Here is a 25331-nt window from a genome sequence, read left to right as displayed (position 1 = left end):
GTGGCGGGCCCGCCACCCCACACCGAGTGCCTGAATGCGCCTAGAGCGTCGCCTGCGCCTGCAGGGTGAACACCCAGCTGTCGGGTCGGCTGGCATAGGCGCCGGGCCGTGCCACGTACTGCACCGCCGGCCGCAGCACCAGCCACGGCGCGACCTGCACGCCGTAGTTCAGCTCGACGAACTGCTCGTTGCTCTGCACATCCTTTCCGGTCAGCTGCTGGTGCCGTGCGAGCCGGTCGGAGATATCCAGCCGGTTCCAGGCCAGGCTGAGCACATCATCTTCGCGCGACGCGATCACGCCGCGCCAGCTCACGCCCGCTTCCCACGAGTAGCGCATCAGCCCTGTTTTCGCGTCCGCACGAGTGGCCACGCCGAACACCGAGATGCCGCGCACCGTATCGCCCTCGGGCTTCCACACGCGCTGCGCGGCCTGCACGTACGAACCGCTGCGATGCGAGGCGCGAGGTGCGGCCGGATTACCGATGTCATCGGCGTTGGAGGTGTCCAGGTAGTAGCCGACCTTGTAGGTGCCGCCATAGTCCCCGCCGGACGTGCCGTGGCTGTAGCCCACTTCCACGGGCAGGAACAGACCGGTCTTTCCCCTCGTCGAAACACGGAAGCCACTGTTGGCCTGCTTGCGCGTCGGGTTGACGTCGTAGATGCCGGTCTGTGCGTACCAGCCCGACGGATCGTTCCACTTCACCCGCAGCCCCCACTGGCCCGTCGGGTTGTCCAGCCAGCCGGAGCTGTAGATCGGGCCCAGCGGATGCCCGCATTGACCGTTGTTGTTGAAGTTGCAGGTGTAGGGCAAGCCACCGAAGTCGTTGCCCATCGAGTAGAAGCCCCCTTTCAGGCTCAGCCGCTTGTCCAGCAGCAGCCGCTCGTAGGAGAGCTCGTTGAAGCGCAGGTTCTGGCCCTGACCATAGAAGGCCTGGTTCTGGATATAGGAACCGGTGGACCGCTCGTTGATGGCGTTGCCGAAGCGATCGGAGAACACCACGCGCAGCGTGCCGACGAAGCCGAGTGCTTTGCCGGTATCGATCGTCGCGCCCAGATCGATGTGTTCGGCGGTGGACCAACCACTGCCCTTGTAACCGTCGCTGTTGACGCCGCTGCCGATCACGATGCGTGCGCTGGGAGTTACACCGCGATCCTGCAGCCAGAGGCGCGCGGCCCAATCGGCACTCAGCGGCGTCTGCACGACGCTGTCCACTGGCTTGGGCTTGGCGGTGGCAGTCGCTTCGGCGGCCGACACCGGGCCATTGACCGCGAGCAGGAGCAGCCCGATGCCGTTCAAGGAGAGCAGCTTCATGCCGCGGCCCTCCTGTCCTTGCGCTTCTTCCAGGCGCGCCGCACCAGCAGCAGGACGCCGACCAATGCCAGCACGGCAACGATGAGCATCGGCAGCCACAGCCGTGCGATCTTCGCCAGCAATGGCTTCTCGCCGCCGGCGCGGGTCAGCGCCACCTGGGCCTCGGTGACCTGGTCGCCCGGCCCGAACTGTGTACGCACGTAGGTCGCCACCGCTGCGATATCGGCGTCACTCAGGTCCTGCACGAACGAACCTTTCGAGAAATGCGGCATCAACGCGTGTTCGCCATGCACATCGCGGTCGATGCCGCCGATGATGGTGGCGATGAGGTTCTGCGGGCGGGTCATGCCGACGGTGGTGTTGTGCACCAGGGAGGGGTAGTACCCATCCCTGCTGCCCTCGCCCCGCGATCCATGGCAGCTTGCGCACAGGCCCGAATACAGCACTCCGCCCGAGGCCAATGCGGCACCCGTGCCGCGTACCGGTTGCTCGCCCGGTGTGGCGGCGGCATCGCCCCAGGCAAAGGCGGCCCGCGTGGCGTCAGGATCGGCCACCGCCGGTACTGTGCGCAGGTAGGCAACGATCGCGGCGATGTCCTCGTCCTGCAGCTTGGACAGGCTGTTGCTCACCGCTTCGGCCATGCCGCCACCGGCCTGGGCCTTGCCGGCAACGCGGCCGGTCTTCAGGTACTGCGCCAGCTCGGCATCGCTCCAACCGCCGATACCGCTGATGGGATGGGAGGTGATGTTGGGTGCGTACCAGTCCCCCAGCGATCCGCCAGCGAAGGCCTTGCCGCTCACTTCCTGCATCATCAGCCCACGCGGGCTGTGGCAGCTGGAGCAATGTGCCAGGCCTTCCACCAGATAGGCACCGCGATTCCATTGCGCACTCTTGCCCGCATCGGGCTTGAACGTCTCCTTGTCCAGGAACAGCAGGTTCCACACCGCCATGGACTGGCGGATGCTGAAGGGGAACGGCAGTTCGGTCGCGTGCGCTTCCTCGTCGACCGGCGCCACCTCCGTCATGAAGTAGCTATACAGCGCGTGGATGTCCTCGTCGGTCAGCTTGGCATACGAGGTATAGGGCATCGCCGGATACAGATGGGCGCCATCCTTGCGCACGCCTTCGCGCACTGCTTTGGCGAAGTCATCCTCGCTGTAGAGGCCGATGCCATGGCTTTTGGAGGGGGTGATGTTGCTGGCCCAGATCTCACCCAGCGGGGACGCAATCGCGTAGCCGCCGGCGTAAGGTTTGCCCTGTTTCGGGCTGGTGTGACACGCCACGCAGTCTGCGGCGACCGAGAGGTAGCGCCCACGTTCGGCGACCTCGTCTGCGTGCGCGGATTGGCTGGCTGCGGCCAGCATCAGCGCCATCAGAGCGGAGACGAAGGTCTTCATGCCGCACGCTCGATGGCATCTGCAGCCCGCAATGCCAGTGCAGCCATGGTCAAGGTGCTGTTGACCACGCTGGCCGACACCATCGGGCCACCGCCAGGCAGCCACAGGTTCGGGTGGTCGTGCGCTCGGCAATTGCCATCGACCACCGAATCGCGCGGGTCAGCGCCCATGATGGTCGAGCCCATGATGTGGTTGTTGGCGTTGAGCGCCGTGGTGATGACGAATTCCTCGGCGTTGAACAGCGAGCCGATATGTCGCAGCTGTTTGCAGGACTCGTCATAGCCCTTGCGGGCGTAGTCGCCCAATGAGTAATGGATGTCCGGGCAAGCCAGGCCATGGCCGTCGACCCGTGTCTTCGACAGCGTCAGCCGATTGCTCGGGTCCGGCAAGGGTTCCAGGCTGATCGAAAGATCGACGCCGAAGATCGCGCGGCGACGGATCTCCGCATCCAGCGCGTCGCCCACAAGGCCCTTCTGCAGCGCCTGGTCGGTGGCGATCGCCACGCGGCTGATGTTGTTGAGGATGATCTTGGTGGCCGAGTACTGCGAACGGAAGGCGCCGTCGCGCGGACCGACCATGCAGCTGGACTGCGCCGGTCCGCGGCCCAGCCAGATCGGGCGATCGGCGATGAACGAGCAGTGGAACCCGGAATGGTCGAGCATGTTGCGCCCGACCTGGTCGGAACTGTTGGCGATGCCGTTGGGGTTCTGCTCGTTGGCGGCAAGCAGCAGCAGGCGCGGCGTTTCCAGCGCGTTGCAGGCAATCACGAAGCTGCGCCCGGTGGCCTTGTGGCTGACCTTGTTGTTGTCATACCAGTGGATGGCCGTCACCCGGTTCTGCGCATCCGTGTCGATCCTGTAGGCCACGGCTTCAGCCAATACCTGCGCACCCAGCTTCTCGGCCGCTTCGATGGTATGGATGCCGTTGTACATCGCGCCTATCGGGCAGATCGGCTGGCAGTTGTTGTTGCCGCAGCAGGCGGGCCGATCATTCCAGGGTGTGATCATGCGGCCCTGCGGAATGGGCACCAGGTTGTAGCCGTGCGGATTGACCACCTCGGCGAACACCTTGTCACCGTTGCCCCAGGGAATCATGTCGGCCAGGTACGGCTTGGATCGCTCGGAGGGGCTCTGCTTGCCCGGGTCGTTCGGCCCGGACACACCCATCGCCTCTTCCGCGCGGCAGTAATAAGGCTCGATGTCGTCGTAGCTGATCGGCCAGTCGCGCCCTACCCCATAGGTGGACTGCATCTTGAAATCCACCGGCAGATGGCGCCAGCAGGAGGCGGCCCAGTGCCAGGTGGTGCCACCCACGGCCTTGATGAAGCCCTGGTGGAAGCTGCTGGCATCGGGGCCGGTCAAACCCACGTAGTCGTTGGCCGGGAAATACAGCGGCGCGGTGGCCAGCGGCGACTGCGGATACGGCCCCTGGAAGTCGCTGCCGATGCGTCGCTCGAAGCTGACGTTGCGCCAGTTTTCGACGACGTCGGAGCGATGCAGGCGCGGGCCCGCTTCGAGGACCAGAACCGATTTTCCGGCACGAACCAACTGATGGGCGATCAATGCGCCGACGACGCCTGAGCCGACGATCACAACATCGGCATCGGCGTCGCCATCACGGAAAACCGGAGCTTTCATGAGGGGAATCCAGATCAATTACGGGAAAGAGATGAAAGCGCAGGCTCAGCCGTGCGCACGTACCGCCGCCGGCGGTTCAGCCGTCCACCATGCAGGGCCGCCTTGTGCGTAGGTCGGCGGGAACAGGCCGTCGTCCACGGGCCGCTGCATCAGCGCATCACGATAGGAAACGGTGATGGCCTGCGGGCCCTTGCCGACGCTGCCGGTGTACCAGGCGGTGATGATGGCCAGTGCTGTTGGCCGTGCGTCGCCAGCCGCCGCCAGCAGTGCTTCGGGGCCTTGTGCCTGTTGCGCCTTGGCCGCGAGTGCCGGGAACCGGGCGTGCATCTCGGGATGCAGCTTGGCGAATGCGGCTTCGATGCGGCCGGCGGTCGCCGGATCGAGATCGGTCTTGCCCGTCAGCGCCTGCGACAGCTGCAGAAAGCGCCGGTCTGCCGGCTTTGCAGGGGCGGCACTGGCAACGGGTGCAGGCGCTTTGCCGTTGCAGGCCACCAGCAACGAAATCGAGCTGACGGCCAGCAGGAAGGTTCTGCGCGTCAGGCCTTGCCCACTCCCTTCCAATCCCTCGGGAACACTCATGATGTGGACTCCTGATGCGTCACGTCTTCGGCTGCCCCGGACCGCGACGCGGGGGGGGCACCTACGGGTGAAACTGTAACGCACCTGCTCGTCGTCGCGGGGTGAGTGGAAGCGGCCGCAGAACAGCGAAGTGCCCTGCTTTGCGGCATCAATGCAAGCAGATTGCCGCCGGCAAGCAGGGGCCCCCGTCACGCCCGCACAACGCCGTCAACGCTAGAAACAAGGGGTTTCCTACTCTGGAGAGTGGCCATGCGGGTACTGCTGCTGTGTGCCGTGGCGACGATGTCATTGTCGGCCTGCAACCAACGCGAACCGACCGATAAGGCACAACATGCCGATGCGGTTCGGCAAAACCCGCCAGCGGCCAGCGCGCCGACGCGCAACGTGCCCGGCGGCGGCAGCGGGACCGCAGCCTCCGAAGACCAGTCGTCAGGAACCGGCGCCAGCAGCGGCAAGGAGGCACCGCCGGATTCTCCTGCAAAGCGCTGAATCCAGAAGGGTCGCCGGCTTGGCTCGGACAGGCACGCTGGACGTCCCTGCGGTGGGCCAACGACCCTCTGCCACAACAGTGATTCCGGCGCCTCCGCCGCGACTGACCTGGACAGATTGATGCAGCACGATGTGAAATTGGATCCCGACACGGTTCACGCCAACAACGCCTGTGCGGTGGCATGTTCAAGGTGACCCAAGAGGATTACCACATGCCTGACACCGGACTCTTCTACGTCTTTTCAGTGGATTACGCGGCCGACGCGCGCGGCGGCCTCGACCGGATCACCTCGATCACCTTCCGCTGCAATCAATGCCACCACGTGTCCCGTGCCGACGCTGACCTGAAGCGGGTGGCGGGTGGCACGCTTCTCACCTGTGGGAGATGCGGGACCCACCAGGCGGTCAGCAACGCGCGTTTTGCCGATGGCGCGCATGCCGCAGCGGCCGAGCGGCCCGCCGTCGCCGCAGGTGAGCGCTGATGCAGCGCTGCCCGTGATGGAGCACGGCGATGTGAGCAAGATGCATGCACCACACGCCCGTTGGGCATCTGCCGTTCACTGCATCTACCCCGTATCCCTACGGCCTCACGGCTACGGTGAAGTCTCCCTTCGTTCCGGAGCACACCATGGCCATCAAGACCGCTGAAGATCTGTTCATCCACGAACTTTCCGACATATACAGTGCCGAGAAGCAGCTGACCAAGGCACTGCCCCGCCTGGCGCGCGCCGCTGACAATCCTGACCTCTCCGCTGCGTTCGAGACCCATCTGGAAGAGACCCAGGGGCAGATCGAACGTATCGACCAGGTGGTCGAGCTGTTGGGGATCCGCCTGAAGCGCATCAAGTGTGCGGCAATGGAGGGGCTGGTGGAAGAAGGCAAGGAGGCCATTGACAGCATCGACAAGGGCCCCGTGCGCGATGCGGCGCTGATCGGCGGCGCACAGAAGGTGGAGCACTACGAAATCGCCTCCTACGGCACCATTGCCGCGCTGGCCAGGCAGCTGGGATACAAGGACGCCGTGCCCCTGCTTCTGGAAACCTTGGAGGAAGAGAAGGCCACCGACCAGAAGCTGACCCTGCTGGCCAGTGGCGGCGGCAACGCCAAAACCGCGAAGGCCGGGTAAGCGCATGTGCACTGCACATCCGTCCGGCGCGTCGCTCCCCGGAGGCCGACGCGCTCTTACCGGAAGGTGTTGCATGCACCCTGATATCATGGGCATTCACTGGCAGGCACTGCCGAGGTGCCCAGCAATCGCGCGCTGATCGCCTCATTGCCGGCACCGCGCACAACGAGCAGCAGGACGGCGCGTCCGCCCGACCCTGCGCTCGGCGTTTCAGCGCACGGCCTTGCCGGCACCGCGCTGTGCTGCAGGCCTCGATCGCGTGCGCTTCTTCGCGGCTGGCGGTAGCGGCAGTACTCGATAGTCAGTCTGGCACACCAGGCAGAAGAAGGTGCGCCGATGCGTGGTACCCATATAGACCTTGCTGACCGGACCACCACAACGGGGACATGTCCGCCGGGTGTGCACCTGCCAGTGCTTTTTCAGCTCGAACCCGCGCTTCCATTGCAGGAAGTCGAAACTGTATTCGCGGTCCTGCCTGACCAGTTCGGCAAGCTTGCGCGGCGGAACATCGCCTACATGGTTGGCCGGATGGACCCGGATGCGGAACAGCACCTCGTTCTTGATGATGTTGCCCACGCCGGAGAACAGCGTCTGGTCCAGCAGGGCGTCGCAGACCAGGACATCGGGCATCGACTTCAGGCGACGACGTGCGAGCCTGGGATCCCACAGGTCGCTCATCACGTCGCTGCGCCAGTCGTATACCTCGTCCAGCGGCTGCGCGATCAGTTTTACCGAGCAGGTGTAGAAGTTCAGTTCGCCGTTGTCAAAGCGCAGCGATACCCGCGCTCGGGTCTCCTTGCGCTCGTCGATGCGCCAGCTGCCGAACATCATCAGGTGGATGCGCAGCGTAACGTGGCTGAATTCCAGCAGAAAATGCTTGCCCCAGCTGCGCACGGCCCGCACCCGGCGGCCCTGCAGGCAGGCCAGGTCGAGCGTGCTGTTGCCGCTGACCTCGCGGACCGTCTTCCCTTTGAATTTGGCGGCGGCCTCGCGCAGCAGCACGATGGACGGACCTTCAGGCATTGGCGTGCTCCAGCAGGGCCTGCAGTTGCAGTGCATCGGGAACGGCATGGCCGTGTGCCGTGTTGTCGAGGATGACCCAGGCCCCGCCCGGCCCGGCGGCCTGCGTTGCTGCCCCGGCCAGCCTGCACAGCTCCGGCTGCTGGTACGCGCTGCAGTAGATCCGCGGCTGCCCGTGCCAACGCCAATAGCTCCAGTGCCTGGCTCCGCCCGGCTGGTCAGCCCCTGCAACCCGCGCGGGATCGGCCGCGACCCGTGCAATTTCATGGTCTTCCAGCAGCGCATCGGCCTTTGCGTCGAACCAGCTGGGGTGGCGGGGCTCGCACGCCATGGGCGTCGCGGTACCCCGACGCAAGGCCCGGAAGAACGCCGACGCGGTGCGGCCGTCGTAGCCCAGACTGGGTGGCAGCTGCAGCAACAGCGCGCCCAGCCGATCACCGAGATGCCCCACCGCGTGCAGGAAGGGGTCCAGCAACGGCGCCGCGCCGCGCAAGCGTGCGACGTGGGAGATCGCCTGCGGCATTTTCACCGAGAAGCGGAAATCGTCCGGCACGCTCGCCGCCCAGCGTGCGTAGGTGGCAGGCTGATGTGGACGGTAGAACGACGAGTTGATCTCCACGATCGGAAAGCGCGATGCGTAACGCTGCAGCGCGCTGTCGCCCGTGCCGAACATGTGCGCGACATCGGTGGGCAGCGACCACCCTGCGCAGCCGACGGCGACGCGGTGCGCCGAGTGTGGGTCATGAGATTCAAGTGCCATTGCGCTACGGTGATGGCGGGACCGTAGCAGTGCGGTGAATACGCGTCGGCTGCGGCGTGAAGCACGCCGCCGGGCGTGGCCGGCCTACCGAGGGGGCGCTGCCCGGCATCGACCCTTGCTGCTCAGAGGCTGGCGCTCACCATTCCACCGTTCGGCGGCTGCCGCGCTGGCAGGGAATGTCCATTGCGTGGCGCAACGCGTTCGTGGGTGGCGGCCATCACCTGGTTCACGCGATGAAGTGCGCCGCGACCACCGGGCTCGATGCCGATGATGTAGACGAAGCGACCATCGCAGCGCGACTGCGCCGATTCGAGCCCGTCGGTCTCGGAGAGAACGCGTTTCAGCGCCTTCTCCCACGCTCTGCCCGGAGCCGATGCCAGCTCCACCACCACCGCGGTTTCCCCGCAGTCCAGCGGCATCACCTCCACACGCAGGATGCGCGGTGTCTTGACGGTCTCGGCGCTACCCATTTTCGATCCTCCTCGGCAAACGACGGCGGCAGTATCCACGCCCGGCGCCAAGGCGCCGTCAAGAAGCCATCGATACCGCGTGCAGGTCGGCTGGCAGCGTTGCCCGTGATGCGTCGCGGCAATCCCCGACGGGCACCTGCAACCGCGCATTGCCCCGGTAGCGGCCACGCCATTAGCAGGTCTTCTTTTCATGCATGGGCGCCCTGGTCTGACAGGAGCCCAGTGCTTGCGCGCAGTCACACCTTCGCACTTTGCTCGTTGACCTGCTGGCGTCAACAAAAGACGCTAACGACACCGCAGCACTATTCCTAGCGCCCTTCCGCGGTCGAGATCCCAGGCAGTACCGGCCACGGCCGGGTCGCGTCCCCAACACCTGTCACCGCATCGTCCTTCACACGGAAAGGCCTGGCCTGCCGTGGTGGACGGCTGCGCCTTGCCCATACCCATGGAGATCCGCAATGCGCCTTGCCACGTTCTTCTTTGCCCTTGTTTTCAGCAGCTTTGCCGGTGCCGCACACGCCCAGGTCGTGACCCTCAACAAGGGCGGATTCGTATTGACCTATGACTGCAGCATCCACAGCGCGACCCGATACGAATACACACTGGTGGCTGACACCGGCTCGGCCGCCCGCCCGTCCAGCTTCTACAAGGATCCGGAGCTGCCGGCCGGTTGCCTCGGCCAGACCAGCACGGCCTCCTATGCCAGCGTGCAGTCCGGCTATGACCGCGGCCATCTGGTGACGTCCAATCACATGGACTACGACGCCACTTACATCCGTCGCGCCAACTACATGACCAACATCGTGCCGCAGGTTTCCAGCTTCAACCAGGGCATCTGGGTCAAGGCCGAGAACGTGGCCGAATGCTATCGGGACATCGCCCCGGTCGACGTCTATGGCGGCGTCGTCTATGGCGATGCGTCCAATGACTATTTCCTCTCCAGCCATGGCATTCCGACCCCGGAATTCTTCTGGAAAACCATCATCACCAAGGATCCGAACACCGGCACCGCCAAGGCCATCAGCTGGATCATTCCCAATGAAGCGGCACTGGGCAGCCTGGACAGCTATCTGGTCACCATCGCCGACCTGGAAGAGCTGCTGGGCGCCAGCTACGTGGCGATCAACGCGCCGGCGCCGCTGAAGAACATGCTGCCCAGCGCCAGCTGGCCGCTGCCGAGCGGATGCGATCTGAGTTGAGCCCCGATGGCCCGACAGAGTGCGCTCCGCCGGGTCTATCGCGCCTGGCAGCTCAGCCTGGATGATCTCTGCTGGCCCATCTCAAGGCCCAGCCCCGGCGCGCGCGCCTGGCGCCGCGCGCCGGTAATGCAACGCAAACAGATACAACCCGGTGAACAGCTGCAGGAACAACGGCGGCAGCGGCGAGTACGTGATCCACGCCGGGGGCTCGCCCTGCCCCATCCCGCGCGCCACGAAGTTGGCGATCACCGCCAGGGTGAAGACGATCGAGGTCCAGCGGTGCACCGGACGCGCCCAGCCACCGGCCCTCATTGCGGCGTCTTCTCGGCAGGCTTCACGGGACGCTCGATCATCTTCCAGCCATTGCCGGACGGATCACGGAACCCGGCATCCACCGCACCGTAACGCTCCACCGGCTCCTGGGTGAATTCCACGCCACGGGCCAGCAGTTGTTCGTAGCTGGCGCGGCAATCGTCCACCGCCAGCACCAGCGGCGGCATCGCGCCCTTGGCCACCATCTGCTGCAGGGTCAGCGCGGTGGCTGCGTCATGCACGGGTGGCCCCGGCTTGAACAGCCCGAGCTGGAAGCCACCCTCGTCGCCCGAATGCACCGTCAACCAGCGATAGTCGCCGCTGCCCACGTCGGTGTGCACCTGGAAGCCGAGTTTATTGACGTAGAAATCGAGCGCTGCGTCCTGGTCATGCACATACAGGCCGACCACATTCACCATGCCAGTCATAGGAACCTCCCTCAGGTGGGATCTACGCTAACAAGGCCGCTGCGGCGGCGCTTCTCCAAAACTGCGATCTTCAGGTCCGGACGCTGCGCGGCACGGGCGTGGCACTCGGGTACGGGGCCCTGCGCCGGAGCGCTGGCACGCTGGCGGTCGCGGATGGCGCCGGGGCTGTCGCCGGTGATGTCGCGGAAGATGCGGCCGAAGGTGCCGAGGCTGGTCCAGCCGGTCTGCAACGCGATCTCGGTGATGGGCAGGTCGGTATCGCGCAGCAGAGCGACGGCGCGCTCGATGCGTCGACTGAGCAGATAGCGGTGCGGCGGCACCCCGAAGGCGACCTTGAAGGAACGCGCGAAATGGGCCGCGGAGACCGCACTGACCTGTGCCAGCCGCACCACCGGCCAGTGTTCATGACTGGCACGATCCATGTGGTCCTTGGCGCGCAACAAACGACGCAGCAGTTCCGGGCTCTGGGAGGAGTGGGCAGCCATAGGTGTGGCTTAGCCTGGGCCGTGCCGCCTGCGGGGTCAATCCCCCGGTCGACGTCCATGCAGCGGCGCGTATTCGCAGCAGATTCCGCTGCGGATCTGTTCGCCCTGCGCGTGCCCGCACAGGTCGAATGTGAATGCGTAGCAGCGCTGCGCCGTATCCCCCTGGCCATCGGCGCCGTAGGCGCTGATCCGGGATGCCGGCAGGTTGCCGTTGTACTGCACGCTGCGCAGCTCGGTGCGGCGGCCATCCTCTCGATTGACCTGGACCACTTCAACGCTGCTGCGTGAACCTGCCAGATCCATGCCAAACGTGTCGCCGTAGCCGATCTTCATCAGCGACGTGCCCTGGAACTGCGACGCAAGACTGGACGCTGCGCGCTTCTGCTCGGCGCCCACTTTCAACGCGCTGTTGGCCGAGGTGCAGGTCGGATCGAACGACGCCGTGGCGGCATCGCGCGGCGCATCAGGGGTTGCGCCTTCCTTGCTGGTCTGGGCATTCATACCGTGACCTCCTTGAACACAGACACGCTGATCGTAGGGCGCAGGGTGCGCGGCACGTTCACATCGCGCCACAGCAGCTTCCACGATAGTGATGGCCATCCCACTCCATCCCGAGGGTCCATGCCCCACTCCCTCGCCCGCCCGCAGCGATGGCTCCGCCTCGCCCGTACGCTGCTGCCTTACCTGCTGGGCCTGTATCTGCTGTACCTGCTCGCAGGTAATATTTTTCTCAATACACCACTGTTCGATCAGGTCACCAACCGCAAGCCGCACAAGTTCGTGATGACCACCGGGCCAGCGATCACGCTGCTGCCGGGTCATGTGATCGCCTGGAATGTGCAGATGCGCGGCCACGTCAATCACACGGTGTATGTGCTGCGCGCAGACCGGGCCAGTGCGCGTCTGGCGTTGTTGCCCCTGTTCCAGCGCGAGGTGCGCCTGCCGTCGCTGCACGCGACCGGTGTAGCCGCCGAGATCGCGCGGGTGGATGAGGCGATCCCCTCACCTCCGCGCGGCGATCGCGGCTGGACGTTGCGGTTCGATGCCATCCGCAGCGAGAGCATCCGCAGTGTCCGCGTCGGCAAACTGTTGATCGTCGGCCAAGGCAGCGGCACCGTCGGCTTCGTCAAGCAGCTGCGCGGCGGGCCATCGGAGCTGCTGGACTCGGAGGTGGCTTTTGCTGATGCCGATGTCAGCCTTGACGGCACGCAGCTACTCGGCGACATGCAGCTGAAGACGCAGTTCTCCTATCCACGGCACTACCGCGACCAGGCGCCGGGTCTGGCAAAGCTGGGGCTAAAGCTGGGGCTGTTGCATGCGGCGCTGGAGGTGCAGGCGCGCAGCCAAGGGCTGCGGCTGGATACGGACACGCAACGCCCCTCCGTTGCCAGCGCCCCCGTGCCGGGGCAGCTGCAGGCCTCGATCACCCTGGACCAAGGCGCACTGCAGCCAGGCAGTCATGCGGTCTGGCGGGTCCCATTGCAGATGGGGGCCGGCGCACCGGATCGAGGAACGCTGGCGATACAGCTGGACGCCGCTCGCGATATCCGTCTGCAGGCGCGGTTGCCGCAGCGCGATGGCACCGGCGCTGCACTGGATGCGGATCTGAGCATTGCCGGGCTGCACATTCCATTTGACGATCCCAGCGCGATGCTGGGGCGCACCTCTGGCACGGTCAAGGGCGAATGGACCTTCACCTCGCTCAACTGGATCCCCGCGCTGTTCGTGCAGAAGCCCTGGTTCCAACTGCAGGGCGGTGGCGTGCTGCGCGCGGACCTGCGCCTGCAGAACGGCGAACTGGCCGCCGGCAGCAGCGTCGATATTCCTGCGGCGCGGGCGGTGGCCGAGGTCGCCGGCGTGCACATGCAGGGAACGGCCAGCGCGCATGGGCAACTGCAGGCCGGCACGCCGACGCGCGCCGTGCTGGCGGTGAAACTGCCCACGTTCAAAGCCCATGCGGGCGGCGCCAAAGGCACCACGCTGTTCGATGGGCGCGACCTGGCGCTGACACTGACCGGTGACGGGCGCCTGCGCGAACTGCGCAAGGGAGTGCGCGCGCAGCTGCGCTTCGACGACGCAACCATTCCAGACCTCACCGCCTACAACCGTTACCTGGGCAAGGGCCAGGTGAAGCTGCTGGGCGGTGCCGGCCAGGTCAGCGGCAACGTTGAACTTGATACCCAGGGCCGGGTCGGCAACGGCAGCGTCCGCCTGCGCAGTCAACGCGCACGTCTACAGGTGGCCGGGCTCGACCTGCAGGGCGACGCTCGGGTTGATGGCAGGCTGAAGCGTGGCGATTTCAGCCAGCGCCGGTTCGATCTGGGCGGGAGCGTGATCGAACTGCGCAACGTGCAGGTCGGTGACCAGCAGCGACCACAACCGTGGTGGGGCCGGGTCACCATCGCCCGCGGTGATATCGATGCGCAGTCACCCTTCCAGGTGGACGCGCGTGCGGACCTTGCCATGCGCGACGCCGGCCCGTTGCTGGCGCTGTTCGCCGAGCGCAGCGATTACCCGCGCTGGGCGTTGTCCCTGCTCGATTCCGGCCAGGTGGACGCGCATACCCGACTGCGCTGGCGGGCCGGGCATCTGGTGCTGGACGGGCTGCAAGCGGAAAACGAGCGTCTTTCGCTGCGTGCGCGGCTGGATCTGCTTGACCAGCGCAAGCGCGGCGACCTCTACCTGCGCTGGGGCCTGCTGGGCGCTGGCATCGAACTGGATGGCCAGCGCCGGCAATGGCATCTGGCCGGCGCGCGGGAGTGGTTCGGCGGTCGGCCTGCGTTGTTGCCAACCCCTGCGCAATCCAGCGCCGGTGGCACGGCCGACTGACCGGCCGCCTGCATCCAGTCGCGACGCATCTGCGTACAACGCGCTGTCACAACCGGTGGCAGTGCTGGAGGAGATACACCATGAATGTCCGCAGGCAGGTTGTTGGTTTTCTGGGCTGGGCCGTCGTCACTTTTCTGGCCGCGGCGCTGGGCGCCCGCGCCTCGATCTCGGCAGCGGACTTCTACGCAGGCCTCGCGTTGCCTGCATGGGCGCCGCCTGCCAGCGTGTTCGGCCCGGTGTGGACGGTGCTGTACGCATTGATGGCGCTGGCCGCGTGGCTGGTCTGGCGCCAGGGCGGATGGCGCCAGGCCATGCCTGCACTGGCGCTGTACCTGCTGCAGTTGGCCCTCAATGTGTTGTGGAGCTGGCTGTTCTTCGGCTGGAAGCAGGGGGCGCTGGCGTTTGCAGACATCCTGCTGCTGCTGGTGCTGATCGTGGCCACGGTGGTCGCCTTCCATCGCGTGCGTCCGGCAGCGGCGTGGCTGCTGCTGCCTTACCTGGCATGGGTGGCGTTCGCCAGCGCGCTCAACTTCGCCGTGTGGCAGGCTAATCCGGGCGTGCTTTAGCCGGGCAATGCTTACAAGGCGTGTGGCGCCTGCCGCCACTGGCGCAGCACGCTGCCCCTGAAAGCCTGCTCGCCGCAGCCGGTCGGACAGCGCAGTACGCGTGCGGCAGAGGTGCTGACCAGTCCATCGCCTTCCTGCGCCTTGAACACCAGCTCGCAGGACAGGCAGCGCGCCACCAGCGAATAGAGATGGACGATGCGGCCGCTGCCGGGATCCTGCAGCGCGTTGACATCCAGCAGGTCGAAACGGCCGTTGTCAGGCGCTGGACGCGAGGGGCGAAGCGGAGAGGACGATGGCTGCAGGTTCACGTCGATGCGTCACAGAAGGAGGAGCCTCGACTGTAGTTGCCGCGATGTGCAGCAGATGTGCACCACGGCCCTCAGTCTGCGGAAACAGAACCCAGTCGATTGATCTGCGCGCATTCCAGCACTGCTGGCGGGTCCAGCATCGTCGCCAGCACGATCATCGCGCGGCCGATGGCCTCGTTGCTGGTCACCAGTGAAGGCAGGATGCGACCCGCTGCCGCCATCAAGGGGCCGCCAAGGCGATACAGCGGCTTCAATGCTGCATGGCGGGTGCCGGTGCCAGCGACGGGACGTACCCCGGCAGGGCGCAGCATGACGGTGCGTACAGGGAGTTGCGCCAATGCAGTCTCGGTCTCGCCCTTGATGCGCAGCGGCATGATCCGGCTGTGTGGATTGGCATGAGCACCGGAGACATACAGGAACCGGCCGTCTGGATTCGCCTCGGCCCATGCTGCAGCCACAGCCAGAGTGGCATCGAGCGTGACCTTCCGATACTCATCCTCGGCGGTGCCGACCGGCGGCGCGCCGGCGCAGTAGAAGCAGGCATCGAATCCGGCCAGTTGCGGGCTCACGTTGCGGGCCTGCTGGAAATCCGCGAGCACGATCTGCTCGATTCGAGCGTCGATCCCGGCCTTGCTGCGGACCAGGGCTGCGGTCCGCGCAACCTGCGGCGAAGCGAGGCAGGCACGGGCAACGCCCTGCCCGACCAGTCCGGTCGCACCGGTCAGCAGAATCCGCAGCGGGCGTGTTTCGTGCATGCGTTGACCTTGAAGAAGACTAGAGTTTGACGAAGCGCTGGATTTTGCGGGCCAGCCAACCACTGAACACCAGCGGCGCGTCCAGCGCGGAAACGCAGATACACGGTACACCAGGCGCCGTTACCGGCTGGTGCTCGACGTCCTCGTCCAGGTCTGCAACATCGCCGGGCGCGAACAGCCCCAGCGCATCATTGTAGGAGCCTCGCAGGATCTGGGTCAGTTCGCTGCGGCCGTGGCTGTGCATCGGCAGGCATTTGCCCGGCGCGATCTTCAACATGATCAGCGAAGGCATCTGCTCGGCGCGGATGCAATGCACACCGGGGGCCATCCAGCGCCAGTGCAGCCGACCCAGCGAATCGCCAAAGTAAGGATGCAGCGACTTCGGCAGATGGTCCGGATCGGCCTCCGGCCGTTCCGGCCGCATCGACCGCAGCGGACTCGGCACCGGGCCGGTCTGGACCTCATTGAGCTGCGCAAGCATTGCGTCGCGCAGCCCTGCCCGCCGCGTCTCAACTGCCGACGGCTGGGTCTGCTCCAGCAGCGCGGCACCGATGGCCTCCGCTTCGCGCAGGCGCTGGCGGCAGTGCGGGCACTGTTCCAGATGCGTACCGGCGACGATGCTCAGGGGCGTCGGCAGGGCGCCAGCGGCATAGCTCATCAACGTCGACTCATGCAGATGGTGGTGCGGATTCATGATGCACCCCCGACCTTCGACTGCAACTGCAGGAACGCTCGTCGCAGGTGCGATTTGACCGTACCCAGCGGCATGCCCAGCGCCTGTGCGATCTCGCTGTGGCTCTTGGCCTCGAAGTAGGACATCCGCACCAGGCGCGCCTGTGTGGCCGGCAGCTCGTTGATACGCTGGCGCAGACGGGCATGGTCGGCAAACTGTTCGGCGCTGCTGCGTTCGCTGACATCTCCAGCGGCAGCATCCTCCACCGCCTCCTGTACCTGCATCCAGCTCCGCTCACGGCGCACCCGGTCGATGTGCAGGTTGCGGCCGATGCGATACAGCCAGGTGCTCAGCGCGCCCTGCGCAGGATCGAATTCGGCTGCGCGCAGCCACAGGCGCAGCAGGCATTCCTGGGCCAGTTCTTCGGCCACCGCTGCAGGTGCGCCAAGGCCGCGCAGGTAGATGCACAGGCGCGGCATGAAATGGTCGTAGATGCGCATGAAACAGTCACGGTCGCGCAGCCGGGCGACGCCGTCCATCTCGCCATTCCAGTTCGTCGGCTCGTTGCTGGGCTGCTGTGAACTGGACACGATCCGCGCGGTGTCGAAGGAAAGAGAGGGGCTGGCGGGTGGACGGTACATCGGCGGGGGCAGCCGTTGAGTGAAGAGGAGTCCTTGTCTCTACGCACAGCGGCGCCAGTTGGATGCACCCGGGATGGGCGCCAGCGTGCATCCAGTCGGTGCCGGCGCCCGTACAGGCGGGCAAGTCTCCCATGGATCGCCCCGATGCGTGCTGCCTGGTTGTTGATGGTCGCCCCCTGCGCCGTCGGTGCGGCGCCGCTGTTGCGTTCGGAGGGCGTTGCCACCCTGCCCAACGGAACCACTGCCTACCGCGAAGTGCATTGGCAGCGCGGGACCGGCGATGGCAGCGAGCGCTGGGTGGAGTACCTCTGCCCTGCGGGGCAACCCTTCGCCCGCAAACAGGTGCCCGCCGCCGCGCGGCTGCAGGCGCGGGGCTATGTGCTGCAGGACGCCCGCAGCGGCCAGGCGGCCCGCGTGGTGGTCGGCCGCGACGGGGTCCAGGTCGACTGGAAGGAAGACAGGTCTGCGCCTTCACGAACGAAGCAGCTGCCTCTACCAGCGGACGCCGTGATCGACGTCGGTTTCGATGCCGCCGTGCGGGGCCACTGGCAGACGCTGCTGGATGGAAGGCCGGTCAGCCTGCCTTTCCTGGTGCCCGGCCGGCAGCGCTTCTACCCCGTGCAGGTGCAATACCAGGGCGCCGTGCGCTGGCAGGGGCGTGCCGCCCACGCCGTGGATGTCCGTCTTGACACATGGTTCGGCGCGGTGGCACCGCGTCTGTCGCTGGTCTACGCCGATGCCGATCGCCGTCTGCTGGAGTTCCGCGGCACCAGCAATCTGCGCGATGCGCGCGGCGACTATCCGCAGGTGACCGTCCGCTTTGCCGCCGCCGCCACCGAGCAGCCGGAGCAACGCTGGCGCGATGACCTGCAGCAACCGCTGGTATCGAGCTGCGTTGTTACGGCCAAGTGAAAACGCAGTCGAGTGCAATCGTCTGCATCCAACCGGCACCACAACACGTAGAGGTAGGCAATCGACTTCCTCGGGCTCCCGTCCATGGCATCCGCAGCGCCTCCACTCCGCAGACGTTCGCGCCTGTTGCGCACCTTGAAGCGCTGGTTCGATACCGATGCCGGAAGCGAAGCGGCGGCGGACGGCGGTCAGGGTGACCGCATCGACTGGCTGCGCGCCCTGCCCTTCGCGCTGTTGCACGTGGCCTGCCTCGGGGTGATCTGGGTAGGCGTGTCCTGGACGGCGGTTGCGGTCGCAGTGTTCCTGTACGCGATCAGGATGTTCGCCATCACCGCGTTCTATCACCGTTACTTCTCGCACCGCACCTTCGAGGCATCGCGCACCGTGCAGTTCGTGTTCGCCGTCATCGGTGCCGCCAGCGTGCAGCGTGGCCCGCTCTGGTGGGCAGCACACCACCGCCATCACCACCGCCACGCCGATCAACCGCAGGACCCGCACTCCCCACGCCAGCGCGGATTCTGGCGCAGCCACATGGGATGGTTCCTCACCCGCGGCGCCTTTGCCACCGACCTGCAGCGCATTCCCGATCTGGCCCGATACCCCGAACTGCGCTGGCTGGACCGCTTCGACACTGTGGTTCCGGTGTTGCTGGCCGCTGCGCTGTACGGCCTCGGCGCGGTACTGGAGCGCGTGGCCCCGGCGTTGCATACCTCCGGCCCGCAGCTGCTGGTGTGGGGCTTCTTCATCTCCACCGTCGTGCTGTTCCATGCCACGGTCACCATCAATTCGCTGGCGCACCGCTTCGGCCGGCGCCGCTTCGAGACCCGCGATGACAGCCGCAACAACCTGTGGCTTGCCCTGCTGACCTTCGGCGAGGGCTGGCACAACAACCATCATTTCTTCCCCGGCACCGCGCGCCAGGGCTTCCACTGGTGGGAGATCGACATCAGCTGGTATGGCCTGCGGGTGATGGCTGCGCTGGGCCTGGTGAAGGGGCTCAAGCCGATCCCGGCTTGGGTGCTGGCCAAGGCGAGGCACTGACATGCGCATCGCGATCATCGGCTCCGGCATTGCCGGTCTGGCCAGCGCGTGGTGGCTGGACGGCGAGCATGACGTCACTCTGTTCGAGGCCAACGACTACCTGGGCGGCCACACCCATACCCACGATGTGACGGTGGATGGTCGCAGGATGGCGGTCGATACCGGCTTCATCGTCTTCAATGCCCTGCACTATCCGCTGCTGTCGGCCCTGTTCGATGAACTTGGCGTGGCCTCGCAGCCGACCACGATGAGTTTTTCGATGCACAGCGAGCGCAGCGGCGTGGAGTACAACGCCACATCGCTGGACGGTCTGTTCTGCCAGCGCCGCAACCTGCTCTCGCCGCGCTTCTGGGGGATGCTGGCCGACCTGCGGCGCTTCTATCGTGACGCCCCCCTGCTGCTCGGCGAGGAGAAGGGGCCTACGCTGGGCCAATACCTGCACAGCCAGCGCTATGGCGAGGCGTTCGTGCAGGAGCATCTGCTGCCGATGGCCTCGGCGCTGTGGTCGTCACCGACCGCGCAGGTGCTGGACTTCCCGGCGCGCTACCTGGTGCAGTTCATGGCCAACCACCAGATGCTGCAGATGACCGGACGCGCGCCCTGGCGCGTGGTCAAGGGTGGTTCGGCGCGTTACGTCGACGCGCTGCGTGCGCGCTGGCGTGTGCACGAACGGCTGGAATGCCCCGTGCACGCGGTCGAGCGCATGCCCTGGGGCGCGCGTGTGCACACGGCGAACGGCATTGAAGGCTTCGATGAAGTGATCCTGGCCTGCCACAGCGACCAGGCCCTGGCGCTGCTGGCCGACGCCGATCCGGTTGAGCAGGCGGTGCTCGGTGCGATCCGCTACCAGCCCAATGAGGCGGTGCTGCATACCGATGCCTCGCTGCTGCCCGCCAACCGCAAGGCCTGGGCGGCCTGGAACGCGCATGTGCCGCGCGACCCCGCTGCGCCCTGCACGGTCAGCTACTGCATGAACCTGCTGCAGGGGCTGCCCGGCGACACTCCGTTGGTGGTGACCCTCAACCGCAGCGAGGCCATCGATCCGGCCAAGGTACTGCGCCGCTTGCACTACGCACATCCGGTACATGACCACAGCGCCGTAAGTGCACAGCAGCGTTGGGCCGAGGTGCAGGGACTTCGCCACACATGGTTTGCGGGTGCGTACTGGGGCTGGGGTTTCCACGAGGATGGCATCCGCAGTGCTCGCCGCGTGGTCGACGCACTGCAGGCGCGCTCATCCCGTAGCGACATCGCGCAGCAGATGGAGGTGCCCGCGTGAGCGCCAGCGCCATCTACTTCGGCCACGTCGAGCATCGTCGCTACCACCCGCATGCACACGCGTTCCGCTACCCGATCGCACAGCTGCTGCTGGATCTGGACGAGCTGGACCAGGTATTTGCCGGACGTTGGCTGTGGTCGGTCGGGCGCCGCAACCTGGCAGAGTTCCGCCGCAGCGATTACTTCGGCGATCCAGCGACCTCCCTTGCCGACGCAGTGCGTGGCCATGCAGCGACGGTACTCGGGCGGCGCCCCGATGGTCCGGTACGCCTGCTGACCCACCTGCGGTTCGGCGGCCACGTGTTCAATCCGGTCAGCTTCTACTACTGCTACCACGCAGACGGCGAAACCCTGGACTGCATCGTCGCCGAGATCACCAATACCCCCTGGAAGGAGCGGCACGCCTACGTGCTGCCGGTCGAAACCGCGGTGCGGCAGGGTCGCGCCCTGCGCTGGCAGTTCGACAAGGCCTTCCACGTTTCCCCCTTCATGCCGATGGATTGCGCCTATGACTGGCGCTTTACCGCGCCCGCTGATGACCTGCGCGTGCACATGCAGGTCTGGCGCGACGGCCAACGCCAGTTCGATGCCACCCAGAGCATGCAGCGGCGGCCCATTGATGGCCGCGGACTTGCCCGGGTGCTGGCCGGCTACCCCTTGATGAGCGCACAGGTGGTCGCCGCCATCCATTGGCAGGCACTGCGGCTCTGGCTCAAGCGCAACCCCGTGCACGACCATCCTTCCCTAGCCGAGAAAACGCGATGAACGAAATGACCCCCTCGGCCACCCTACCCCAGCCCGGCACCCTGGACGCGTTCCTGCGCCGGCGCCTGCTGGCCCAGCTCGCGCCGCTGCACGACGGCCGCCTGTGCGTTCGCGATGCGTTTGGCGAGGTGCAGCTGGGCAACGCAGGCAGCGACCTGCAGGTCACCGTGACCATCGACGACCCGGCGTTCTACCGCAAGGTAGCCGCGAACGGCAGCGTTGGCGCCGGCGAGAGCTACATCAACGGTGATTGGCGCTGCGACGACCTGGTGGCGCTGGTGCAGCTGCTGGTACGCAACCGCGACCTGCTGGATGGCATGGAACGCGGGCCGGCGCGCATCGGCGGCTGGCTGCTGCGCGGCTGGAACCGGCTGCGGCGCAACAGCCGCGAAGGCAGCCGTCGCAACATCGCCGCCCATTATGACCTGGGCAACGATTTCTTCGCCCTGTTCCTGTCGCCGGACCTGATGTACTCCTCGGCGGTGTTCACCGATGCCGGTGACTCGCTGGAGCGTGCGTCGCGACGCAAGCTGGACCGCATCTGCCAGCAGCTGCGACTGCAGCCGGGCGATCGCGTGGTCGAGATCGGCACCGGCTGGGGTGGCTTTGCCGTGCATGCCGCGCAGCACTACGGCTGCCATGTCACCACCACCACCATCTCCGCCGAGCAGCACGCATTGGCCGCACAGCGCGTGCGCGAGGCCGGGCTGCAGGATCGCGTGACGTTGCTGATGCAGGACTACCGCGATCTGCAGGGGCAGTTCGACAAACTGGTGTCCATCGAGATGATCGAGGCCATCGGTGCCGAGTATCTGGATACCTACATGGCCACCCTGCAGCGGCTGCTCAAGCCTGATGGGCTGGCCCTGCTGCAGGCCATCACCATCGAGGACCAGCGCTATGAACAGGCGCGGCGCAGCGTGGACTACATCAAGCGCTTCGTGTTTCCGGGCAGCTTCATTCCCTCGATCAACGCCATCCTGACCGCCAAGACCCGGGCCTGCGACCTGCAGTTGATCGCCCAGCAGGACTTCGGCCATTCCTATGCATTGACCCTGCGCGCCTGGCGGCAGCGCTTCCTCGCGCAGTTGCCGGCGGTACACGCGCAGGGCTTCGATGAGCGCTTCTGCAGGCTGTGGGAGTTCTACCTGGCCTACTGCGAAGGTGGCTTCCTGGAGCGCTCCATCGGCGTGTCGCATCTGCTGCTGGCGCGGCCTGGTTACCGCCCGGAAGCGGATACCCATCGCGAACGGACCGGCTGACATGCGCCGCACCTGGGTCAACGTGATCGGCAACCAGATGGTGTGGCTGTGCGCCGTTGCCGGCGCCGGCCGTGGCTGGCAATGGCCGGCCGTGCTGTCAGCCAGCGTGTATGTCGGCAGCCAGCTGCTCACCTCGCCGCAGCCGCGCCTGGATGTTCGCCTGCTGTTGCTCGCGCTCGCCTGCGCCTGGCTGGTGGATGGCAGCGCTGCCGCCAGCGGCAGCGTGCACTACGCCGCTGCGCCGCTGGGATGGGTGCCACCGCCGTGGATCTTCGCGTTGTGGGCTGCCTTTGCGATGACGCTGACCGCATCGATGGCCTTCCTGCAGCGGAACTGGCTGCTGCCGGTGGCCCTCGGCCTGCTGGCGCCGCTGGCGTATCTGTCTGCGGCGCGCGGATTCCAGGCGGTGCACTTCACCGCCCCGGCCTGGCAGGGCGTGGCAACACTGGCACTGGGCTGGTGCATCGCGCTGTCGCTGCTGTGCGCGGTGGCCCGCCGCGGAACGCCCGGCAACCACAACACCCCATTGATTGGAGCAACCTGATGAGCAGCGTGTGGTGGGTACTGCTGTATGCCGTGCTGATCATGGCCTGGGGCTGGGCCTGGCAGCGCAGGCACCGCAACATCGGCATCGTCGATGTTCTCTGGGCAAAGGGTGTGGCGGCAGGCGCGCTGCTGCTTGCATGGCTGAGCGATGGCGCGCTGCAGCCCCGCATCGTGCTGGCGCTGCTGGGTGGCCTGTGGGGAAGCCGGCTTGCCCTGCATCTGTGGCGCCGTGTGCGCAGCGAGGCGGAAGACGGTCGCTACCGCTATCTACGTGAGCACTGGCACGGCCATCAGGGAAAGATCTTCGGCTTCTTCATGGCACAGGCCGCGTTGGTGGTGCTGTTTGCGCTGCCGTTCGTGGCCGTGGCCAGCAACCCACGCAGCGACATGCCTGGCTGGATCGCAGCGGCAGTAGTGGTGTGGCTGCTCAGCGTGGGTGGCGAGGCACTCGCCGACCGCCAGCTGGCCCGCTTCCGTGCCGACCCGGCCAACAAGGGCCGCACCTGCCGCGAAGGGCTGTGGCGGTATACACGCCATCCCAACTACTTCTTCGAGTGGCTGCACTGGTTCACCTATGTGCTGCTGGCAGCAACGTCGCCCCTGTGGTGGCTGGCCTGGTCCGGGCCGGTGCTGATGTATGTATTCCTGCGCTACCTCAGTGGCGTTCCCTTCACCGAGAAACAGGCGCTGCGCAGTCGCGGTGATGACTACCGCGACTACCAGCGCAGCACCTCGATGTTCTTCCCCTGGTTTCCGAGCAGCCCCAAGGAGTGATTCCGATGAACAGCACCCCGTCCCTTGCTCCGGTTGCCGATACCGAGGGCGGACTCACCGGCTGGGCCGAGCGTGGCTGGCTGCCTGATGCAGCCCTGCGCGCGGGCATCCGTCGCCTGTGCGCACAACGCCTGGCCGAAGAGTCGGCCGGCAGCATGGAGGAGCAGTCGCAGCGCTTCAGCCGCCGCATTGCCGAACTGGCCAGCAGCCCGCTGGCCCTGCATGTGGATGCGGCCAACCGCCAGCACTACGAGGTTCCCGCCGCCTTCTTCCAGGGCTGCCTGGGGCATCGCCTGAAGTACAGCAGCTGCTACTACCGTACCGGCAGCGAGACGCTGGACCAGGCCGAGGACGCGATGCTGGAACTGTACGGGCAGCGCGCCGGGCTGGCCGACGGCCAGCACATCCTTGAGCTGGGGTGTGGGTGGGGCTCGCTGACGCTGTGGATGGCCGAGCGCTACCCGAACGCGCGCATCACCGCCGTGTCCAACTCGCACAGCCAGCGCAGCCATATCCTGGCGCAGTGCGAGGCGCGCGGGTTCGGCAACGTCGAGGTGCTGACCCGCGACGTCAACCAGCTGGAGCTGCCTGCAGCGGCATTCGACCGCTGCGTATCGGTGGAGATGTTCGAGCATGTGCGCAATTACGACCGCCTGCTGGGTCGCATCGCCCGCTGGTTGAAGCCGGACGGCGCGCTGTTCGTGCACATCTTCGCCCATCGCACGCTGATGTATCCGTTCGAAACCGAGGGCGACGACAACTGGATGGGCCGGCACTTCTTCACCGGCGGCCTGATGCCGGCCGCGGACACGCTGCTGCACTTCCAGCGCGAGCTGGTGCTGGACCAGCGCTGGCTGCTGGACGGCACCCACTACCAGCGCACCGCCAACCATTGGCTGGCCAACCAGGATGCCGCCCGCGAGCAGCTGCTGCCGATCCTGGCGCAGACCTATGGCGACGAAGCCGCCGCACGCATCTGGTGGCAGCGCTGGCGCATGTTCTGGATGGCCTGCGCCGAGCTGTTCGGCTACGACGACGGCCAGCAATGGCTGGTCGCCCACTACCTGTTCCGTCCTCGCTGAAGGAGACTGCCACCATGCGCATCGCCCCACTGTTCACGCTGCTGGCCGTTGCCCTGTTCGGTGCAGGCTGCAGCAGCCACGACACCCGCCCCATCCCGCTGCCGTCGAAGGTCGACGTACCCCGTTTCATGGGCGACTGGTATGTCATCGCCCATATTCCGTCGCGGCCCGAGCGCGAGGCCTTCGATGCGGTGGAAAGCTATGCGCTGCGGGCCGATGGCCGCATCCAGACCACTTTCACCTACCGCAAGGGCAGCTTCCAGTCACCGCAGAAGTCGATGCACCCGATAGGCCGCGTCGAGAAGCACGACAATGGCGCGGTCTGGGGCATGCAGTTCATCTGGCCCATCCAGGCCGAGTACCTCATTGCCTGGCTGGACGAGGGCTACACGCAGACCATCGTGGCCCGCAGCAAGCGCGACTATGTGTGGTACATGGCGCGTACGCCGCAGGTGAGCGAGGCGGAGTACCAGCAGGCAGTCGCCCGCATCAAGGCGATGGGGTATGACACCGCAAAGCTGCGCCGGGTGCCGCAATCGGTACGGTGAGACGCCTGCAAGTGCTAGGGGTTGCGGCTGGGGCTTCAGGCGCGCCAGGGCCCACGACGAGATGAATGGGGGCTCGGTACGCCGCTAGCCGCGCCTAGCCTGCCTCCTCTATAGTCAGCCGAGCACGACAGGCGTGG

Annotated in this window: 30 protein-coding genes; 15 read left to right on the top strand and 15 right to left on the bottom strand. The window is 66.3% G+C overall.

The window, feature by feature from the left end:
- Positions 1-40: 40 nt before the first annotated feature.
- From GIW57_RS11560 to GIW57_RS11545, 4 genes are read right to left on the bottom strand one after another with little or no spacing between them, the layout of a single operon-like run.
- Complete coding sequence (locus GIW57_RS11560; RefSeq protein WP_236510892.1) at positions 41-1312, bottom strand: carbohydrate porin; 1272 nt, start codon at positions 1310-1312, stop codon at positions 41-43.
- Entirely contained in the window at positions 1309-2709 is a 1401-nt protein-coding gene (locus GIW57_RS11555; RefSeq protein WP_236510889.1) for a cytochrome c, read from the bottom strand. The genes GIW57_RS11560 and GIW57_RS11555 overlap by 4 nt, the downstream gene beginning before the upstream one ends.
- Positions 2706-4346 (bottom strand): GMC family oxidoreductase, encoded by a 1641-nt coding sequence (locus tag GIW57_RS11550; protein ID WP_236510887.1) that lies wholly within the window; start codon positions 4344-4346, stop codon positions 2706-2708. Before GIW57_RS11550 ends, GIW57_RS11555 begins: the two co-directional genes overlap by 4 nt.
- Before the next feature lie 45 nt (positions 4347-4391).
- Complete coding sequence (locus tag GIW57_RS11545; protein ID WP_236510884.1) at positions 4392-4925, bottom strand: sorbitol dehydrogenase family protein; 534 nt, start codon at positions 4923-4925, stop codon at positions 4392-4394.
- Between the two features lie 249 nt (positions 4926-5174).
- On the opposite strand from GIW57_RS11545, the gene GIW57_RS11540 reads away from it, so the two are divergent.
- The 3 genes from GIW57_RS11540 to GIW57_RS11530 all read left to right on the top strand — a co-directional run bounded on the left by GIW57_RS11540 (position 5175) and on the right by GIW57_RS11530 (position 6540).
- Positions 5175-5414: a hypothetical protein gene (locus GIW57_RS11540; protein ID WP_236510882.1), complete on the top strand. Its 240-nt coding sequence runs from the start codon at positions 5175-5177 to the stop codon at positions 5412-5414.
- 182 nt (positions 5415-5596) lie between these two features.
- Positions 5597-5896 (top strand): hypothetical protein, encoded by a 300-nt coding sequence (locus tag GIW57_RS11535; RefSeq protein WP_205404204.1) that lies wholly within the window; start codon positions 5597-5599, stop codon positions 5894-5896.
- 146 nt (positions 5897-6042) lie between these two features.
- Positions 6043-6540 (top strand): ferritin-like domain-containing protein, encoded by a 498-nt coding sequence (locus GIW57_RS11530; RefSeq protein ID WP_236510880.1) that lies wholly within the window; start codon positions 6043-6045, stop codon positions 6538-6540.
- 210 nt (positions 6541-6750) lie between these two features.
- On the opposite strand, the gene GIW57_RS11525 is transcribed toward GIW57_RS11530, so the two are convergent.
- The 3 genes from GIW57_RS11525 to GIW57_RS11515 form a co-directional block, all read right to left on the bottom strand.
- A complete protein-coding gene (locus GIW57_RS11525; RefSeq protein WP_236510877.1) occupies positions 6751-7563 on the bottom strand; it encodes a DNA-formamidopyrimidine glycosylase family protein in 813 nt (270 codons plus the stop codon).
- Positions 7556-8320, bottom strand: a complete 765-nt coding sequence (locus GIW57_RS11520) for a DUF72 domain-containing protein (RefSeq protein WP_236510874.1) — start codon at positions 8318-8320, stop codon at positions 7556-7558. The genes GIW57_RS11525 and GIW57_RS11520 overlap by 8 nt, the downstream gene beginning before the upstream one ends.
- A gap of 122 nt (positions 8321-8442) precedes the next feature.
- Positions 8443-8790: a hypothetical protein gene (locus GIW57_RS11515; protein ID WP_236510871.1), complete on the bottom strand. Its 348-nt coding sequence runs from the start codon at positions 8788-8790 to the stop codon at positions 8443-8445.
- Between the two features lie 458 nt (positions 8791-9248).
- On the opposite strand from GIW57_RS11515, the gene GIW57_RS11510 reads away from it, so the two are divergent.
- Positions 9249-9989: a DNA/RNA non-specific endonuclease gene (locus tag GIW57_RS11510; protein WP_236510868.1), complete on the top strand. Its 741-nt coding sequence runs from the start codon at positions 9249-9251 to the stop codon at positions 9987-9989.
- Between the two features lie 81 nt (positions 9990-10070).
- Here the strand turns inward: GIW57_RS11510 and GIW57_RS11505 are convergent, their stop codons facing one another.
- The 4 genes from GIW57_RS11505 to GIW57_RS11490 are packed head-to-tail and all read right to left on the bottom strand — an operon-like array spanning position 10071 to position 11715.
- Complete coding sequence (locus GIW57_RS11505) at positions 10071-10301, bottom strand: hypothetical protein (RefSeq protein ID WP_205404210.1); 231 nt, start codon at positions 10299-10301, stop codon at positions 10071-10073.
- The gene (locus GIW57_RS11500; protein ID WP_236510865.1) at positions 10298-10729 is read right to left on the bottom strand and encodes a VOC family protein; all 432 of its coding nucleotides are present in this window, start codon (positions 10727-10729) and stop codon (positions 10298-10300) included. Before GIW57_RS11500 ends, GIW57_RS11505 begins: the two co-directional genes overlap by 4 nt.
- Before the next feature lie 11 nt (positions 10730-10740).
- Positions 10741-11214: an AraC family transcriptional regulator gene (locus GIW57_RS11495; protein ID WP_236510864.1), complete on the bottom strand. Its 474-nt coding sequence runs from the start codon at positions 11212-11214 to the stop codon at positions 10741-10743.
- 36 nt (positions 11215-11250) lie between these two features.
- Entirely contained in the window at positions 11251-11715 is a 465-nt protein-coding gene (locus GIW57_RS11490) for a hypothetical protein (RefSeq protein WP_236510861.1), read from the bottom strand.
- Positions 11716-11835: 120 nt separating this feature from the next.
- Between GIW57_RS11490 and GIW57_RS11485 the strand changes: the two genes are divergently transcribed.
- Positions 11836-14043 carry a hypothetical protein gene (locus GIW57_RS11485; protein ID WP_236510858.1) on the top strand — a complete coding sequence of 736 codons (2208 nt, stop codon included), beginning with the start codon at positions 11836-11838 and terminating at the stop codon, positions 14041-14043.
- Positions 14044-14123: 80 nt separating this feature from the next.
- Positions 14124-14609 carry a TspO/MBR family protein gene (locus GIW57_RS11480; RefSeq protein ID WP_236510855.1) on the top strand — a complete coding sequence of 162 codons (486 nt, stop codon included), beginning with the start codon at positions 14124-14126 and terminating at the stop codon, positions 14607-14609.
- A gap of 11 nt (positions 14610-14620) precedes the next feature.
- Here GIW57_RS11480 and GIW57_RS11475 read toward each other — a convergent pair whose 3' ends face one another.
- The 4 genes from GIW57_RS11475 to GIW57_RS11460 form a co-directional block, all read right to left on the bottom strand.
- Entirely contained in the window at positions 14621-14917 is a 297-nt protein-coding gene (locus GIW57_RS11475; RefSeq protein ID WP_100465494.1) for a hypothetical protein, read from the bottom strand.
- Positions 14918-14988: 71 nt separating this feature from the next.
- A complete protein-coding gene (locus tag GIW57_RS11470) occupies positions 14989-15672 on the bottom strand; it encodes an NAD(P)H-binding protein (protein WP_236510918.1) in 684 nt (227 codons plus the stop codon).
- A 19-nt stretch (positions 15673-15691) separates the two neighbouring features.
- Positions 15692-16366 carry a ChrR family anti-sigma-E factor gene (locus tag GIW57_RS11465; protein WP_236510851.1) on the bottom strand — a complete coding sequence of 225 codons (675 nt, stop codon included), beginning with the start codon at positions 16364-16366 and terminating at the stop codon, positions 15692-15694.
- Complete coding sequence (locus GIW57_RS11460; RefSeq protein WP_089235738.1) at positions 16363-16986, bottom strand: sigma-70 family RNA polymerase sigma factor; 624 nt, start codon at positions 16984-16986, stop codon at positions 16363-16365. Before GIW57_RS11460 ends, GIW57_RS11465 begins: the two co-directional genes overlap by 4 nt.
- 144 nt (positions 16987-17130) lie before the next feature.
- Here GIW57_RS11460 and GIW57_RS11455 point away from each other — a divergent pair, with 144 nt between their 5' ends.
- From GIW57_RS11455 to GIW57_RS11415, 9 genes are all read left to right on the top strand, one after another.
- Entirely contained in the window at positions 17131-17898 is a 768-nt protein-coding gene (locus GIW57_RS11455; RefSeq protein WP_236510848.1) for a hypothetical protein, read from the top strand.
- An 84-nt stretch (positions 17899-17982) separates the two neighbouring features.
- Complete coding sequence (locus tag GIW57_RS11450; protein ID WP_236510846.1) at positions 17983-18939, top strand: acyl-CoA desaturase; 957 nt, start codon at positions 17983-17985, stop codon at positions 18937-18939.
- Position 18940: 1 nt separating this feature from the next.
- On the top strand, positions 18941-20218 hold the full coding sequence (locus tag GIW57_RS11445; protein WP_236510844.1) for an FAD-dependent oxidoreductase: 1278 nt from the start codon (positions 18941-18943) through the stop codon (positions 20216-20218).
- Positions 20215-20982: a DUF1365 domain-containing protein gene (locus GIW57_RS11440; RefSeq protein ID WP_236510841.1), complete on the top strand. Its 768-nt coding sequence runs from the start codon at positions 20215-20217 to the stop codon at positions 20980-20982. Before GIW57_RS11445 ends, GIW57_RS11440 begins: the two co-directional genes overlap by 4 nt.
- Positions 20979-22244 carry a cyclopropane-fatty-acyl-phospholipid synthase family protein gene (locus GIW57_RS11435; protein ID WP_236510838.1) on the top strand — a complete coding sequence of 422 codons (1266 nt, stop codon included), beginning with the start codon at positions 20979-20981 and terminating at the stop codon, positions 22242-22244. Before GIW57_RS11440 ends, GIW57_RS11435 begins: the two co-directional genes overlap by 4 nt.
- Before the next feature lies 1 nt (position 22245).
- Positions 22246-22788, top strand: a complete 543-nt coding sequence (locus GIW57_RS11430) for a DUF2878 domain-containing protein (RefSeq protein WP_100465502.1) — start codon at positions 22246-22248, stop codon at positions 22786-22788.
- Positions 22788-23564, top strand: a complete 777-nt coding sequence (locus tag GIW57_RS11425; protein WP_236510835.1) for a DUF1295 domain-containing protein — start codon at positions 22788-22790, stop codon at positions 23562-23564. Before GIW57_RS11430 ends, GIW57_RS11425 begins: the two co-directional genes overlap by 1 nt.
- A gap of 5 nt (positions 23565-23569) precedes the next feature.
- Positions 23570-24646 carry a class I SAM-dependent methyltransferase gene (locus GIW57_RS11420; RefSeq protein WP_236510832.1) on the top strand — a complete coding sequence of 359 codons (1077 nt, stop codon included), beginning with the start codon at positions 23570-23572 and terminating at the stop codon, positions 24644-24646.
- Positions 24647-24660: 14 nt separating this feature from the next.
- A complete protein-coding gene (locus tag GIW57_RS11415) occupies positions 24661-25194 on the top strand; it encodes a lipocalin family protein (RefSeq protein ID WP_236510831.1) in 534 nt (177 codons plus the stop codon).
- Positions 25195-25331 lie beyond the last annotated feature (137 nt).

Origin of the sequence: Stenotrophomonas sp. PA-6-5C (genome assembly GCF_021605635.1) — a bacterium.
Classification (GTDB): domain Bacteria; phylum Pseudomonadota; class Gammaproteobacteria; order Xanthomonadales; family Xanthomonadaceae; genus Stenotrophomonas; species Stenotrophomonas lactitubi.
Note: the sequence above shows the minus strand (reverse complement) of the source record. Positions and strands in the feature narration are given on the sequence as shown.